14 protein-coding genes, 2 tRNA genes and 1 pseudogene are annotated in these 15,180 nt (G+C 69.3%); 14 read left to right on the top strand and 3 right to left on the bottom strand.

Annotation, left to right across the window (positions count from 1 at the left end; translation table 11 throughout):
* Positions 1–4: 4 nt before the first annotated feature.
* The 6 genes from NH287_RS06285 (at position 5) to NH287_RS06260 (ending at position 6,556) form a co-directional block, all read left to right on the top strand.
* Positions 5–970 carry an FKBP-type peptidyl-prolyl cis-trans isomerase gene (locus tag NH287_RS06285; protein ID WP_253034908.1) on the top strand — a complete coding sequence of 322 codons (966 nt, stop codon included), beginning with the start codon at positions 5–7 and terminating at the stop codon, positions 968–970.
* Positions 971–1,014: 44 nt separating this feature from the next.
* The gene (locus NH287_RS06280; RefSeq protein WP_253034907.1) at positions 1,015–2,013 is read left to right on the top strand and encodes a YafY family protein; all 999 of its coding nucleotides are present in this window, start codon (positions 1,015–1,017) and stop codon (positions 2,011–2,013) included.
* Positions 2,010–2,969 (top strand): YafY family protein, encoded by a 960-nt coding sequence (locus NH287_RS06275; protein WP_253034906.1) that lies wholly within the window; start codon positions 2,010–2,012, stop codon positions 2,967–2,969. Before NH287_RS06280 ends, NH287_RS06275 begins: the two co-directional genes overlap by 4 nt.
* A gap of 56 nt (positions 2,970–3,025) precedes the next feature.
* A complete protein-coding gene (gene tatA / locus NH287_RS06270) occupies positions 3,026–3,280 on the top strand; it encodes a Sec-independent protein translocase subunit TatA (RefSeq protein ID WP_217531510.1) in 255 nt (84 codons plus the stop codon).
* Between the two features lie 61 nt (positions 3,281–3,341).
* On the top strand, positions 3,342–4,097 hold the full coding sequence (gene tatC / locus NH287_RS06265) for a twin-arginine translocase subunit TatC (RefSeq protein WP_217531542.1): 756 nt from the start codon (positions 3,342–3,344) through the stop codon (positions 4,095–4,097).
* The gene (locus tag NH287_RS06260; RefSeq protein ID WP_253034905.1) at positions 4,094–6,556 is read left to right on the top strand and encodes an RNA helicase; all 2,463 of its coding nucleotides are present in this window, start codon (positions 4,094–4,096) and stop codon (positions 6,554–6,556) included. The genes tatC and NH287_RS06260 overlap by 4 nt, the downstream gene beginning before the upstream one ends.
* 73 nt (positions 6,557–6,629) lie before the next feature.
* On the opposite strand, the gene NH287_RS06255 is transcribed toward NH287_RS06260, so the two are convergent.
* A tRNA-Gly gene (locus NH287_RS06255) sits at positions 6,630–6,703 on the bottom strand.
* Between the two features lie 94 nt (positions 6,704–6,797).
* On the opposite strand from NH287_RS06255, the gene NH287_RS06250 reads away from it, so the two are divergent.
* From NH287_RS06250 to NH287_RS06225, 6 genes and pseudogenes are all read left to right on the top strand, one after another.
* Positions 6,798–6,874: transfer RNA gene (locus NH287_RS06250), tRNA-Pro, on the top strand.
* 68 nt (positions 6,875–6,942) lie between these two features.
* On the top strand, positions 6,943–8,502 hold the full coding sequence (gene tig, locus NH287_RS06245) for a trigger factor (protein WP_253034904.1): 1,560 nt from the start codon (positions 6,943–6,945) through the stop codon (positions 8,500–8,502).
* A 165-nt stretch (positions 8,503–8,667) separates the two neighbouring features.
* Positions 8,668–9,264 (top strand): annotated as a pseudogene (locus tag NH287_RS06240) (ATP-dependent Clp protease proteolytic subunit); the annotation flags it as partial.
* A 20-nt stretch (positions 9,265–9,284) separates the two neighbouring features.
* Positions 9,285–9,950 carry an ATP-dependent Clp protease proteolytic subunit gene (locus NH287_RS06235; protein WP_064002237.1) on the top strand — a complete coding sequence of 222 codons (666 nt, stop codon included), beginning with the start codon at positions 9,285–9,287 and terminating at the stop codon, positions 9,948–9,950.
* A gap of 129 nt (positions 9,951–10,079) precedes the next feature.
* Entirely contained in the window at positions 10,080–11,348 is a 1,269-nt protein-coding gene (gene clpX / locus NH287_RS06230) for an ATP-dependent Clp protease ATP-binding subunit ClpX (RefSeq protein WP_253034903.1), read from the top strand.
* Between the two features lie 39 nt (positions 11,349–11,387).
* Positions 11,388–11,951: a dihydrofolate reductase family protein gene (locus tag NH287_RS06225; protein ID WP_217531505.1), complete on the top strand. Its 564-nt coding sequence runs from the start codon at positions 11,388–11,390 to the stop codon at positions 11,949–11,951.
* A gap of 6 nt (positions 11,952–11,957) precedes the next feature.
* Here NH287_RS06225 and NH287_RS06220 read toward each other — a convergent pair whose 3' ends face one another.
* Entirely contained in the window at positions 11,958–14,015 is a 2,058-nt protein-coding gene (locus tag NH287_RS06220; RefSeq protein WP_253034902.1) for a M3 family metallopeptidase, read from the bottom strand.
* Positions 14,016–14,112: 97 nt separating this feature from the next.
* Between NH287_RS06220 and NH287_RS06215 the strand changes: the two genes are divergently transcribed.
* Both NH287_RS06215 and NH287_RS06210 read left to right on the top strand, forming a co-directional pair.
* Complete coding sequence (locus tag NH287_RS06215) at positions 14,113–14,712, top strand: helix-turn-helix transcriptional regulator (RefSeq protein WP_253034901.1); 600 nt, start codon at positions 14,113–14,115, stop codon at positions 14,710–14,712.
* The gene (locus NH287_RS06210; RefSeq protein ID WP_217531502.1) at positions 14,709–14,924 is read left to right on the top strand and encodes a hypothetical protein; all 216 of its coding nucleotides are present in this window, start codon (positions 14,709–14,711) and stop codon (positions 14,922–14,924) included. The genes NH287_RS06215 and NH287_RS06210 overlap by 4 nt, the downstream gene beginning before the upstream one ends.
* A 7-nt stretch (positions 14,925–14,931) precedes the next feature.
* Here NH287_RS06210 and NH287_RS06205 read toward each other — a convergent pair whose 3' ends face one another.
* Positions 14,932–15,180: a hypothetical protein gene (locus NH287_RS06205; protein WP_217531501.1), complete on the bottom strand. Its 249-nt coding sequence runs from the start codon at positions 15,178–15,180 to the stop codon at positions 14,932–14,934.

Genomic DNA, 15,180 nt, shown 5'->3' with positions numbered 1-15,180 from the left:
TCCAATGCGTCAGATCCCCGCTGCCGTGGCCGTGCTCGGCCTGACCGCCCTGGCCCTCGTCGGGTGCGCCCCCACCGGTCCCGCAGACGCCGGCTGCGAGCGCGTCACCGCGCCCGCCTCGTCCCTCGACCTCGTCGATGTGACGGATGCCGAGGCGGCACCGGCGGCCACCACCACCGACCCGGTCTACGTCACGAAGACCTCGTTCACCGACATCGCGACCGGCTCGGGCACCCCGATCACGACGAGCAAGCAGGACGTCCAGCTGGGGATCACGCTCCTCGACGGCGCGACAGGTCAGACGGTACTGTCCGCGCCCACCCGCCTCGTCCAGGTGAGCGTCCTCGAGCAGACGTTCCCGACGATCGAGAAGATCCTCGACTGCGCCCGCCCGGGCTCGCGGATCGTCTCGGCCATCCCGGCGAAGGACCTGAACCCCGACCTCGTGAGCCAGATCGGCCTGAGCGAGGAGCAGGCGGCCGTGGTCGTCATCGACGTGAACACGGTCTTCCTCCCGGCGGCGAACGGCGTGCCGCAGTACGTCGACGGCAGCAACATCCCCACCGTCGTCCTCGCCCCCGACGGCACCCCGGGCATCATCGTCCCCGACGCGGTCGCGCCGAAGGACCTGATCATCAAGACGCTCAAGAAGGGCGACGGCGAGAAGCTCACCGCCGACTCGACGCCGCGCGTCAACTACACCGGTGTGCTCTGGAACACCGGAGAGGTGTTCGATTCCACGTGGGAGAAGGGCTCCCCGGCGACGCTGTCGCTGGACAGCGTCGTCCCCGGCTTCCAGAAGGCGCTGGAGGGTCAGACCGTGGGGTCGCAGGTGCTCGCGGTCATCCCTCCCGACCAGGCCTACGGCGACACGGCCTCGGGTTCCGTCCCCGCGAACTCGACGCTCGTCTTCGTGATCGACATCCTCGGGATCGACACGAGCGACGACGCCACCACGGCGACACAGTGAGCCCGCGCGGGGCCGGCGACCGGTCCCGCGCCTAGGATTGCCGTGTGCCCACCGATCCGATCCGCAGCGCGCCCGAGGAACGGCTCGTCAACCTCGTCGTCGCGTTGCTTGCGACGGAGCAAGGGCTGACGAAGGACACGATCCTCGCGTCCGTGTCGGGCTACCGCGAGCAGGGAGCGGCGGGTGCGTCGAAGGATGCGCTCGAGAAGATGTTCGAACGCGACAAGGACAGCCTGCGCTCGCTCGGCGTTCCGATCGAGACGATCGGTGACTACGCCGACCCCGACGACCTCCGCGAGGCGCGGTACCGAATCCCGACGGCCGAGTACTCCTTGCCGGTCGACATCGACTTCACCCCGGCCGAGATCGCGGTGCTCAACCTGGCCAGCGGCGTCTGGGGCGAGAGCTCCATGTCGGCGTCGGCGCGCAGCGGTCTGCGCAAGATCCAGGCGCTCGGCATCGAGGTCGACGCCCCCATCATCGGCTACGCCCCGCGCATCAGCCTGCGCGAGCCGTCCTTCTCACCGCTGCAGCGCGCGATCGAGCAGGGGCGGGTCGTCGAGTTCGACTATGTCAAGGGCGGATCGGATGCCGCGCACCGCCGCCGTGTGCAGCCGTGGGCGCTCGTCGAGTACGAGGGTCGGTGGCACGTGTACGGCTTCGATCTGCTGCAGGACGCCGAGCGCACCTTCCTGCTGACCCGCATCTCCTCGGACGTCGTCGTCACCCGGGCCTCGTTCGATCTCTCGCTGCGCGAGGGCGCGGGCGACAAGGCGATCGCCGGGCTCGAGGCGGTCGCCCGTCGTCAGCGCGCGCTCGTCCAGGTCGAGCCGGGGACCGAGGCCGCGGTGCGCTTGAACCGTCGCGCGGTCGCCGCCGACGACACCGGATGCCGGGTGCCCTACGTCGACGCGCAGATCTTCGCCGACGAGCTCGCCTCCTACGGTCCCGAGGTCCGGGTGATCGAGCCGGTCGAGCTGGCCGACCTCGTCGTCGCGCGCCTCCGCCGCGCCCGCGACCTGCACGCGGAGGCCGCCGGATGAGCGCGCAACCGCTGGTCGCGACCGACCGCGCCTCCCTGATCCTCCAGCTTGTGCCGTACCTGATCTCGAAGGGCGAGGTCACCGTCGAGGACGCCGCACGCGACTTCGAGGTCGCGCCCGACGAGATGCGCTCGATGGTCGAGAAGCTGACCGTCATCGGCCTGCCGGGCGACGGCGGCTTCTGGCAGATGGCGAACGACCTCTTCGACATCGACTGGGATCTGCTCGACGAGCAGGACACCATCTCGATCACGAACGCCGTCGCGCTCGAGCGCACGCCGCGGCTGACCGCCCGCGAGGCGGCCGCCCTGCTGGCGGGCCTGCAGCTCGCGGCGAGCCTTCCGGGAGTGGGGGACAGCGGCGTCGTCCAGGGGCTCCTCGCCAAGCTCGCCGCCGGCGCGTCGAGTGCTCCGGCGGAGGTGATCGTCGCCACCCCCGTCGTCGACGACGTCCGCACCACGGTCGCGGCGGCCGTCCAGCAGGGCGTCGCCGTCTCGTTCGAGTACCGGGCTCCGGATGCGCCGGTGACCACCCGCACGGTCGACCCCGTCAAGGTCCACATCGCCGACGGCCAGTGGTACCTGCAGGGCTGGTGCCACCTGCGGCAGGCCGTGCGCACGTTCCACCTCGACCGGGTCTCCGAGGTCGTCCTCACCGACATCCCGAGCACGCACGGCGCGGACCCGCTGCCGGGCCTGTTCGAACCGACCGAGTCCGATGTGATCGTCGAGCTCCGCTGCCGTAAGGACGTCGTTCCGCTGCTCGGCGAGTTCGCGGCGCGCGCCGTCGTGCGGGGCAAGGGCGATGGCCGGTCGGTCCGTCTGCGGGTCGGTGACGAGCGCAGCCTGAAGCGACTGGCCGCGCGTCTCGGGGGCGACGTCGAGGTCGTCTCGCCCGCCACCGCGCGGGAAGCGGCGCGGGCGTGGGCCGAGGCGGGGCTCGCGCAGTACACCTGAGGACCGGCCGCTCCCGGGCGGTTAGACTGGAACGACTTCAACCCCGAGGAGCTTTCATGGGCGGTCTGCAGGGCTGGCATCTTCTCATCGTCTTGGCGGTGATCCTCCTTCTGTTCGGTGCGGCCAAACTGCCGGCGCTGGCGAAGAGCGTCGGTCAGTCGGCGCGTGTCTTCAAGGGCGAGATGAAGGCGATGAAGGAGGAGGACGGGCCGGCTGAGACGCCGAACCACCAGGCTCCTCCGGCGCCGTCCTCGGTCACCCCGCTGACGCCGCCGCCCGCGCAGGGTCCACCGCAGGGCCCCGCATCCTGATTCAGTGACGACCACCGAACGGGACGCCGCGCGAGACGACGCCCCTTACCGGGACAAGCGGATGTCGCTCGGCGACCATCTGCGAGAGTTCCGCAAACGGCTGCTGATCGCTGCCGCGGCGCTCGTCGTGGGGATGATCGTCTCCTTCATCCTGACGGACGGCATCATCTGGGCGATGACGGAGCCCATCCGCATCGTCGCCGAGCGTCGAGGTGACGAGGATGCCGTCACCCTCATGTTCGCGACGGTGACATCCGCCTTCGACCTCCGCATCCGCATCTCCTTCGCCGTCGGCCTGCTCATCTCTGCGCCTGTCTGGCTGTGGCAGATCTGGGCCTTCCTGATGCCCGGGCTGACGCGGAAGGAGATCCGTTACACGATCGGGTTCGTCGCTGCCGCCGTGCCGCTGTTCTTCGCAGGCACCTTCACCGGCTGGCTGATCCTTCCGCACCTCGTCGAGCTGATGGCCGGCTTCACGCCCGTCGGCGCCTCCAACTTCTACGACGCGAAGTACTACTACGACTTCGTGTTCAAACTCCTCCTCGTCGTGGGCGTCGCCTACGTGACCCCGGTGTTCCTCGTCGCCTTGAACCTCGCCGGCGTCATGACCGGCCGCGAGATCATCAAGGGCTGGCGCGTGGCGATCGTCATCGCGACGGTGTTCGCCGGAGCCGCCACCCCCGCAGCCGACGTCGTCAGCATGCTCATCCTCGCGGGCATCCTGACGGTGCTCTTCTTCGCCGCCGCCGGACTCTCGATGCTCTTCGATCGCCGCAAACGCAAGCGCGACGAGGCGCTCCTCGGTCCGGTCGCATGACGGACCCCTCGGCACGCTACGCCCGCGCGCAGTCGGAGCGCCGGCATCCGATCTCCGCCTCCTTCGCGTCCCTGCAGCGGTTCGACCTCGACCCGTTCCAGATCGAGGGCTGTCACGCGCTCGAAGAGGGCAGGAGCGTGCTCGTCGCCGCCCCGACGGGCGCCGGCAAGACGATCGTCGGCGAGTTCGCCATCCACCTCGCGATGCGGGAACCGGGCGACAAGGCCTTCTACACGACGCCGATGAAGGCGCTGTCGAACCAGAAGTTCCGCGAGCTGCAGGAGGTCTATGGCGAGGGCGAGGTCGGCTTGCTCACCGGCGACACGAACATCAACGGGAACGCGCGCGTCGTGGTCATGACCACCGAAGTGCTCCGGAACATGCTCTACGCCGACTCGCCGGCCCTGCGCGGACTCCGCTACGTCGTGATGGACGAGGTGCACTACCTCGCCGACCGGTTCCGCGGACCGGTGTGGGAGGAGGTCATCCTCCATCTGCCGCCCGCTGTGCGCCTCGTCTCCCTGTCGGCGACGGTCTCGAACGCCGAGGAATTCGGCGACTGGCTCGACACGGTCCGCGGCGACACGGCCGTGATCGTCTCCGAGACCCGTCCCGTTCCGCTCGAGCAGCACGTCCTCGTGCGCGGCGACCTCCTGCCGCTGTTCGACGACCGCGCCGGCGTCGCCACCGCACAGGTGAACCAGGAGCTCACCCGCATCCGCTCACCCAAGGGTGCCCTTTACGAGAACAATCGCCGCGCCATGGAGTACCGCTCACGCGGCGACCAGGAGAGGCGCCGCCCGCACCGGGGCGGTAAGCGTCCCGTACGACCGTCGACGGCGATGCGGATCGAGCGGATGGACCGTCCGCAGGTCGTCGAGCTGCTGGGTCGCTCCAACCTGCTGCCCGCCATCTTCTTCATCTTCAGTCGGGTCGGATGCGACGCCGCGGTGCAGCAGGTCCGGCGCGCGGGTGTGCGGCTGACCGACACCGCGGAGCGCGACGAGATCCGCTGGATCATCGATGAGCGGATGCGGGCGCTCCAGGACGAGGATCTCGGCGTCCTGGGCTACTGGGAATGGCGCGACAACCTCGAGCGGGGGATCGCGTCGCATCACGCTGGCCTGCTGCCCGCGTTCAAGGAGGTCGTCGAGGAACTGTTCCAGCGCAAACTCGTGAAGGTGGTCTTCGCGACCGAGACCCTGGCGCTCGGGATCAACATGCCCGCCCGGACCGTCGTGCTCGAGAAGCTCGAGAAGTTCAACGGCGAGGCGCGGGTCGCGATCACGTCGGGCGAGTACACCCAGCTCACCGGGCGCGCCGGCCGGCGCGGCATCGACGTCGAGGGGCACGCGGTCGTCCAGTGGACCGAGTCGCTCGACCCGCAGGCGGTGGCGGCGCTCGCGTCGCGCCGCACGTACCCCCTCAACTCGAGCTTCCGGCCGACGTACAACATGGCGGTCAACCTGATCGACCAGTTCGGCCGGCCGCGGGCGAGAGAGATCCTCGAGTCCTCGTTCGCGCAGTTCCAGGCCGACCGCGCCGTCGTGGGCCTCGCCCGGCAGGTGAAGGAGGCCGAGGCATCCCTCGCGGGCTACGAGAAGTCGATGACGTGCGACCGCGGCGATTTCGCCGAGTACTCCGGTATCCGGCGCGACCTCAGTGACGCCGAGAAGCTCAACCGCGCCGATCGGACGGCGCCGGCCCGCATCCGTCAGCAACGCCAGAACGAGATCCAGTCGCTGCGTCGCCGGATGCAGCGGCACCCCTGCCACGGCTGCCCGGATCGCGAGAACCATGCCCGCTGGGCCGAGCGGTACTGGAAGCTGCGTCGGCGCACCGATCGCACGCGCCGCGACATCGAGACCCGCACCGGCACCGTCGCGCGGATCTTCGACCGCATCATCGACGTGCTGGCCGAGCTGGACTACGTCGCCTTAGACGACGACGGCGCGGCCACGCTGACGGCGGCGGGGCGGACGATGCGCCGCATCTACGGCGAACGCGATCTGCTGGTCGCGGAGTCCCTGCGCCGCGGGCTGTGGCGCGAGCTCGACCCCGCCGGCCTCGCCGCCCTCGCGTGCTGCCTCGTCTACGAGCCGCGCCGCGACGAGGCGGGGGAGTACCGCCTGCCGCGCGGGCCGTTCCGCGAGGCCCTCACGAAGACGCAGGACCTCTGGAGCCGGCTCGACGATCTCGAACAGGCCCACCACCTACCCGGCACCGAGGCGATCGCGACCGGCCTCGCGCAGGCCATGAACTCCTGGGCACGCGGAGCGTCGCTCGACGTCGTCCTCACCGAGGCGGACATGGCAGCCGGCGACTTCGTCCGGTGGACGAAGCAGACGATCGACCTGCTCGATCAGCTGTCGATCGTGGCGGATGCCGATGTCGCGACGACCGCGCGGAGGGCCCTCGACGCCGTGCGACGGGGCATCGTCGCCTACAGCTCGGTGTGACGCCTGGCCGGGTGCGGCCCGGCTGACAACACGATCGCCCTCCCGCACGGCCTGCGGCCGAACGTGAGGGCGATGGAGGGGATGACGGGAATCGAACCCGCGTAATCAGTTTGGAAGACTGAGGCTCTACCATTGAGCTACATCCCCGTCGGCGCCGCGATGAGCGCCTCGACGAGTGTACCCGACATGGTCGGCTAGACTGACCAACGGCCGTTTTTCGGCGCTCGCCAGCGTGCGCGCCCGGGGCGTAGCTCAGCTTGGTAGAGCGCCCGCTTTGGGAGCGGGAGGCCGCAGGTTCAAATCCTGTCGCCCCGACCAACGGCCCCACGAACCCAGATCACCGAACGGACGCGCGTGTGCGCGGCCGGACAAGGAGAACGACAGGCATGGTCACCAGCACCGTCGAGCAGCTCACCCCCACCCGGGTGAAGCTCCACATCACGGTCACCCCGGAGGAGCTCAAGCCGAGCATCTCCCACGCGTACGAGCACATCGCGCAGGACGTCCAGATCCCCGGCTTCCGCAAGGGCAAGGTCCCCGCGCCGATCATCGACCAGCGCATCGGGCGCGAGGCCGTCCTCGAGCACGCCGTCAGCGAGGGGCTCGACGCGTTCTACCGCGAGGCCGTCACGGCCAACGAGGTGCGCATCGTCGGCCGCCCGGCCGCCGAGATCGTCGAGTGGCCGAGCACGAAGGACTTCTCCGGCGACCTCAAGGTCGAGGTCGAGGTGGACGTCCGCCCCGAGTTCGAGCTGCCCTCCTACGACGACATCACGATCGAGGTCGACGCCGTCGAGACCGACGAGGCCGCCGTCGACGCCGAGCTCGACAAGCTCCGCAGCCGCTTCGGTACGCTCGTGACCGTCGACCGTCCCGCCAAGGCCGGCGACTTCGTCGAGCTCGACCTCGTCGCCACGATCGACGGCGCCGAGATCGACCGCGCCGAGGGCGTGTCCTACGAGGTCGGCTCGGGCGAGCTGCTCGAGGGCATCGACGAGGCCGTCGATTCGCTCACCGCCGGTGAGGACACCACGTTCCGCTCGAAGCTCGTCGGCGGCGACCACGCCGGTGAAGAGGCCGAGGTCGCCGTGACGGTCAAGGCCGTCAAGGAGCGCGAGCTCCCCGAGGCCGACGACGACTTCGCGCAGGTGGCCTCCGAGTTCGACACGATCGCCGAGCTCCGCGAGAGCCTCGTCGAGCGCGTCTCGGAGCAGGCCGTCTTCACGCAGGGCTCGGCCGCGCGCGACAAGCTCGTCGAGGCCCTCATCGAGAAGGCCGACATCCCCGTCCCCGCCAAGCTGGTCGAGGACGAGGTCCACGCCCACCTCGAGGGCGAGGGTCGCCTGGAGGACGACGTGCACCGCGCCGAGGTCACCGAGGCGAGCGAGAAGCAGTTCCGCACGCAGATGATCCTCGACAAGATCGCCGAGAAGCACGAGGTGCAGGTCTCCCAGGAGGAGCTCACCCAGTACCTCATCCAGTCGTCGGCGCAGTACGGCATGTCGCCGCAGGACTTCGTCAACGCGCTGCAGGAGGGCAACCAGATCCCGCTCATGGTCGGTGAGGTCGCCCGCAACAAGGCCCTGGCGATCGCGCTCGGCAAGGTGAACGTCGTCGACACCAACGGCAAGAAGGTCGACCTGGCCGGCTTCGCCGCCGAGGACGAGGACGCCGCTGAGGAGGCAGCCGACGAGAAGCCGGCCGCCGAGAAGGCGCCTGCCAAGAAGGCTCCGGCGAAGAAGGCTCCGGCGAAGAAGGCTCCGGCCAAGAAGGCCGCCGCCGACAAGGCGGATGCCGCCGACGAGGCAGCCGAGGAGAAGCCGGCCGCCAAGAAGGCTCCGGCCCGCAAGCCGGCCGCCAAGAAGGCCGACGCGGACGCCGCCGAGGCGCCCGCCAAGAAGGCTCCCGCCAAGCGCGCCACCAAGAAGGCCGCCGACGCGGAGTGATCGTTTCGAAGGGCGGCGGGTGCCTCACGGCCCCGCCGCCCTTCGGCGTCTCCGGGCCGCGTCCGCGGGGCTCGCGCGGCTGGATGCCCGCCCCGGTATGCCCACGGCGAACACGGGCGAGGCGCTCGGGACGCGCCACTAGATTCGAAGCACGAACACGAATCCAGGAGAGCATCCATGGCTGAACCCCTTATGGCGACCAGTGTCTTCGACCGGCTGCTGAAGGACCGAATCATCTGGCTCGGTTCCGAGGTGCGCGACGAGAACGCGAACGAGATCTGCGCCAAGATCCTGCTGCTCGCGGCCGAGGATTCCGAGAAGGACATCTACCTCTACATCAACTCGCCCGGTGGCTCGATCACCGCCGGCATGGCGATCTACGACACGATGCAGTTCGTGCCGAACGACATCGTCACCGTCGGCATCGGCATGGCCGCCTCGATGGGTCAGCTCCTGCTGACCAGCGGCACGAAGGGCAAGCGCTACATCACGCCCAACGCCCGTGTGCTGCTGCACCAGCCCCACGGTGGCTTCGGCGGTACGGCCAGCGACATCCAGACCCAGGCCCAGCTGATCATCTCGATGAAGAACCGTCTCGCGGAGATCACGTCCGCGCAGACCGGCAAGTCCGTCGAGCAGATCAACGCCGACGGCGACCGCGACCGCTGGTTCACGGCCGAGGAAGCCCTCGAGTACGGCTTCGTCGACCACATCCGCGAACACGCCGCCGACGTCGCCGGCGGTGGCGGGACCGAGAACTGATCGCCCGGAGGACGAAGAGAATGCACACCCCCACTTTCGGTCGCCCGCAGGGCGTCGCCATGCCCTCGAGCCGCTACATCCTGCCGCAGTTCGAAGAGCGCACCGCGTACGGCTACAAGCGCCAGGACCCGTACAACAAGCTGTTCGAGGACCGCGTCATCTTCCTGGGCGTCCAGGTCGACGACGCATCCGCGGACGACGTGATGGCGCAGCTGCTGGTCCTCGAGTCGATGGACCCCGACCGCGACATCATCATGTACATCAACTCGCCCGGTGGCTCGTTCACGGCCATGACGGCGATCTACGACACGATGCAGTACATCTCGCCCCAGGTGTCGACGGTCGTCCTCGGACAGGCGGCCTCGGCGGCATCCGTCCTGCTGGCCGCGGGTGCCACCGGCAAGCGTCTCGCGTTGCCGAACGCCCGCATCCTCATGCACCAGCCGGCCGTCGGCGAGGCCGGTCACGGGCAGGCGTCGGACATCGAGATCCAGGCGGCGGAGATCCTCCGCATGCGCACCTGGCTCGAGGAGACGATGGCCCGTCACACCAACCGCACCGTCGAGCAGGTCAATAAGGACATCGACCGCGACAAGATCCTCTCGGCCCAGGAGGCGCTCGAGTACGGCATCGTCGACCAGGTCCTGACCTCGCGCAAGCGCACCCCCGCCGCCATCACCGCGTGATGCCGGCACCCGACGCCCCGCCGATCCGTCGGCGGGGCGTCGTCGTCCACACTCGCGTCGCAATCCGCCGCGTGCCCGGATCTGCGATTAGGCTCATCTCCACCGGCACGAGATCCTGAGGGGGACACCATGGCACGCATCGGTGAGAGCGCCGACCTGTTCAAGTGTTCCTTCTGCGGCAAGAGCCAGAAGCAGGTCCAGCAGCTGATCGCCGGCCCCGGCGTCTACATCTGCGACGAGTGCGTCGAGCTCTGCAACGAGATCATCGAAGAGCGCATGGCCGAGTCCGGCGACGGTGAGGTCAAGGACTTCGACCTTCCCAAGCCGCGCGAGATCTTCAGCTTCCTCGAGGAGTACGTCGTCGGCCAGGACTCCGCCAAGCGCGCCCTCGCCGTCGCCGTCTACAACCACTACAAGCGCGTCCGCGCCCGCAGCACGATCCAGTCCGCCGAGCAGCGCGCCGACGAGGTCGAGATCGCCAAGAGCAACATCCTGCTGCTGGGACCGACTGGATGCGGCAAGACGTACCTCGCGCAGACGCTCGCCAAGCGGCTGAACGTCCCCTTCGCGGTGGCGGACGCGACGGCCCTCACCGAGGCCGGCTACGTCGGCGAGGACGTCGAGAACATCCTCCTCAAGCTGCTGCAGGCCGCCGACTTCGACGTCAAGCGCGCCGAGACGGGCATCATCTACATCGACGAGGTCGACAAGATCGCCCGCAAGGCCGAGAATCCGTCGATCACCCGTGACGTCTCGGGTGAGGGTGTCCAGCAGGCACTGCTGAAGATCCTCGAGGGCACCGTCGCCTCGGTGCCGCCGCAGGGCGGCCGCAAGCACCCGCACCAGGAGTTCATCCAGATCGACACGACGAACGTCCTGTTCATCGTGGCGGGCGCGTTCGCGGGGCTCGAGGACATCATCTCGTCGCGTGTCGGCAAGCACGGCGTCGGCTTCGGCGCTCCGCTGCAGGATAAGGAGCAGGAGCTGGACGTCTTCCGCGACGTCCTCCCCGAGGACCTGCACAAGTTCGGTCTCATCCCCGAGTTCATCGGCCGTCTGCCTGTCGTCACGACGGTGTCGCCGCTCGACCAGACCGCGCTGATCGAGATCCTCACCGGTCCGAAGAACGCGTTCGTCAAGCAGTACCAGCGGATGTTCGAGCTGGACGGTGTCGAGCTCGAGTTCGAGGATGACGCCCTCCGCGCCATCGCCGATCTCGCCGTCGCCCGCAAGACCGGCGCCCGCGGACTCCGGGCCATCCTCGAGGACGTCCTCGGTCCGATCATGTTCGAGATCCCCTCCGCGGAGGACGTCGACAAGGTCGTGGTCACCCGCGCCGCCGTCCAGGACGGCGCGCCCCCCACCCTCGTGCTGCGCCAGAAGCGCAAGAGCGCCTGACGCCCGCGGATGTCGTAGGCCGGGGGTAGCGTCCCCGTCATGGGACGCATCCTCTACGACACCGCCACGACGGCCAACGGATTCATCGCCGACGAGGAGAACTCCCTCGCCTGGCTGTTCGCCGTCGAGGACGGCGACACTCCGGACGACGCCCTCCTGCCGTCCGGGGCGACCGTGCTCGTCGAAGGATCGACGACCTACGAGTGGGTGCTGGCGGAGTCCGACATCCTCGCCCACCCCGAGCGGTGGACGCAGTTCCACGGCGACCGTCCGACGTTCGTGTTCACGACGCGGGACCTGCCGAGACCCGCGGGCGCCGACATCCGCTTCGTCCGGGGACCGGTGGCATCCGTCCTTCCCGACATCCGTGAGGCCGCCGGCGACGGCGACGTCTGGATCGTCGGCGGGGGAGACCTCGCCGGTCAGTTCCTCGACGTCGGCGCGCTCGACGAGATCGCCGTGTCGGTCGCGCCCGTCTTCCTCACCGGCGGCGCACCGCTGTTGCCGCGTCGACTCGAGTCCGACCGCCTGCGGCTCGTGTCGGCCGAGGCGGTCGGACAGTTCGCGCGACTCGTCTACCGCGTCGGCTCGGCGGCGGACTGAGCCCGGTCAGCCCGTGAGACCGCGGCGCTCGAGCAGCGGCTCGATCCGCGCGTCGCGACCGCGGAAGTCGCGGTAGGCCTCGAGCGGGTCCTTCGACCCGCCCACACCGAGCAGGCGATCGCGGAACCGGTCGCCGTTCGCACGGGTGAGGCCGCCGTTCTCGCGGAACCATTCGACGGTGTCGGCGTCGAGGACCTCGCTCCAGATGTAGGAGTAGTAGCCCGCGCTGTACCCGCCAGAGAAGACGTGGGCGAAGTAGGTCGACGAGTAGCGGGTCGGAACAGCGGGATTGTCGAGTCCGATGTCGGCGAGTGCTGTCGCCTCGAAGGAGTCGACGTCGATCTCGGATGCCGTGTCCTCGACATCGAGGCTGTGCCACGCCTGATCGATCCAGGACGCGGCCAGGTACTCGCTGGTGGCGAAGCCCTGGTTGAAGGCCTCCGATTCGCGCAGCTTCGCGACGACCTCCGCCGGGAGCGGCTCGTCAGTGTCGATGTGGCGGGCGTACGAGGCCAGGATCTCGGGCCGGAAGATCCACATCTCGTTGACCTGGCTCGGGAACTCCACGAAGTCGCGGAAGACCGCCGTGCCGGCGAAGTGCGGGTAGGTCACCGTCGCGAACAGTCCGTGCAGCGCGTGACCGAATTCGTGGAAGAGCGTCGTGACCTCGTCGAGGGTCAGCAGCGTGGGGCTGCCGGGCGCGGGCTGCGGCACGTTGAGGTTGTTCACGACGATCGGCGCCGTGCCGCGCAGCGCGGACTGCGACAGGATCGAATTCATCCACGCCCCGCCGCGCTTCGAGTCGCGGGTGTAGAGGTCGAGGATGTAGAGCCCGAGATGCGAGCCGTCCTCGTTCCGGACCTCGAACACGCGCGCCTCGGGGTGGTAGGCGGGCAGATCGGGGTGCTCGGTGAAGGTGATGCCGTACAGGTCGGTCGCCGCGCGGAACACGCCGTCGACGAGCACGCGCTCGGCCTCGAACCAGGGCCGCAGCGCGGTGCGGTCGAGGTCGTACCGTGCGGCGCGGACCCGCTCGGTGTAGAACGCCCAGTCGTGCGCCGCCAGGTCGAACCCACCGCCGTCGCGGTCGATGATCTCCTGCAGTGCCGCCTGCTCCTGCCGGGCGTTCTCCGCCGCCGGCACCGCGAGGCGGCGCAGCAGCGCGTGCACCGCCTCGGGCGAACCGGCCGTCTCGTCCGCGGTGACGTACGCCGCGTGCGAGTCGTACCCCAGCACCCGGGCGCGCTCGGCGCGCAGCCGGACGATCTCGGTGAGGACCGCGCGGTTGTCGTTCTCGTTGCCGCGTCGCCCTCGCGAGCGGGAGGCGGTCATCAGCTTCTCGCGGCTCGCGCGGGACGTGAGCGAGGAGAGGTAGGGATGCCCCGTGAACAGCGTCAGCGTGACGACGAACTTTCCGTCGAGGCCGCGATCGGCGGCGTTGCGTGCCGCGGCCGACAGCTCGCCGTCGGTGAGGCCGTCGAGTTCCGCGGCGTCGTCGAACACGACGGCGAGCTCGTTGGTGTCGGCGAGGAGGTTCTTCTCGAAAGTCGTCGTCAGCACGGAGAGCTGCTGGTTGAGCTCCGTGAGGACGGTCTTGTCGGCCTCGTCGAGTCCGGCACCTGCGTTCGTCATCTCGCGGTGGGTGCGCTCCACGAGGTAGCGGTCCTCCCCGGTGAGGCCGAGGTCGTCCAGCTGCGCGTGGACGGCGGCGACCCGCGCGTACAAGCGGGCGTCGAGGGTGACGGCGTCCTGGTGCGCGGCCATGAGCGGCGCGAGCTGCTCGTCGATCTCCTGGATCTCGGCCGTCGCGTCGGCGGAGCTGACGGTGTAGAAGGTGCGTGCGACGCGTCCCAGCAGCTCGCCGGAGCGCTCGAGGGCGACGAGCGTGTTCTCGAACGTGGGCTCCTCCGTCGAGGCGGCGATGGCCTCGATCTCCGCGCGGTGAGCCGCGAACGCCTGCTCGAAAGCGGGCAGGTAGTGCTCAGGGCGGATGCGGGGGTAATCCGGCAGATCGAACGGGAGAGGGGAGGGCGAGAGGAGCGGGTTGGCAGCGGCATCCGTCATCGTCCCAGCGTACGTCGCGGTCGGAAGCCGCGGCGTGCAAAGGGCTCGTTGCAAAGAAAACCTTGCAAAGCGAGCCATGCAAAGGTATCTTTGCATCATGACCGAACAGCGACAGGTGCGCGAAGACCGCAAATTGGATGCCGGGGCCCTCCGTGCCCTCGCGCATCCACTGCGTGTGCAGCTCTTCGACATCCTGTCGCAGTACGGCCCCCAGACGGCGAGTTCGCTCGCCGAGCGCACGGGGGAGTCCTCGGGGGCGACGAGCTACCACCTGCGGGCGCTGGCCAAACAGGACCTCATCCGCGAGATCCCCGACCGCGGTTCGGCGCGGGAGCGGTGGTGGGAACGTGCGGACAAATCCGTCTCCTTCGACAGCCCCGAGGCCCTCGCGTCGCCGGCCATCCGGTCGGCTACGCAGCTCATCATGAACGAGTTCCTCGGTCGCCGGCACCAGCAGTTGATGCGGCACGTCAGTGAGGGCATCGCGTCGCCCGACAAGGAGGACGACGCCGCGATGATCTCCACCGCGAACATCCACCTCACGCGCGATGACGCCATGGCGCTCATCGAGCGTCTGTCCGCCGTCGTTGACGAGGCCGTCGCTGGTGCCCGCGGGCGCGAAGAGGAGCCCGACCGACTGCCGTTCACCATCCGGGTGGACGTGTTCCAACTTCCCGAGGACGGAGACGGACGATGACCACGATCACCATTCCTGTGCTGGACGTCGCCGCGCGTCCGACTCGGCTCGAGGCGGCACTGCTCGCGGCGTCGGCCTCGGTGCAGCGCGCCGTGGCCGCACGGATGATGCGCCGCGCCGAGCAGGCACTGACGCAGTCAGCCGCCGACGAGCACGTCGAGCGCACCCGCGCCGACGTCGCCGCGCACCTCGCGCGTCACCCGCGCGGCTGAGCCCCCGTCAGGCCATGCCGTCGTCGTCGAGATGACCGACGACGATCTCGCCCTCGCGGCCCACACGCACGACGACCCCTGTCTCGAGCTCCGCGACCGGGCGTCCCTCGAGCCAGGTCAGCGTCCATCGTGGGCGGGGCTGGCCGAGCGGATCCTGGTCGATCGTGGCGTCGACGGCCGCGATCTGCTCTCGCAGGATCTCCGGCACGGCGGACGGCGGCTGGTCGCCGCTGGTCCAACGGGTTCCGAGCTGCAT

It is taken from the genome of Microbacterium sp. CnD16-F, assembly GCF_024124465.1.
Lineage (GTDB): Bacteria > Actinomycetota > Actinomycetes > Actinomycetales > Microbacteriaceae > Microbacterium > Microbacterium gawkjiense.
The sequence above is the reverse complement of the archived record's forward strand: the minus strand, read 5'-3'. Positions and strand labels throughout refer to the sequence as shown.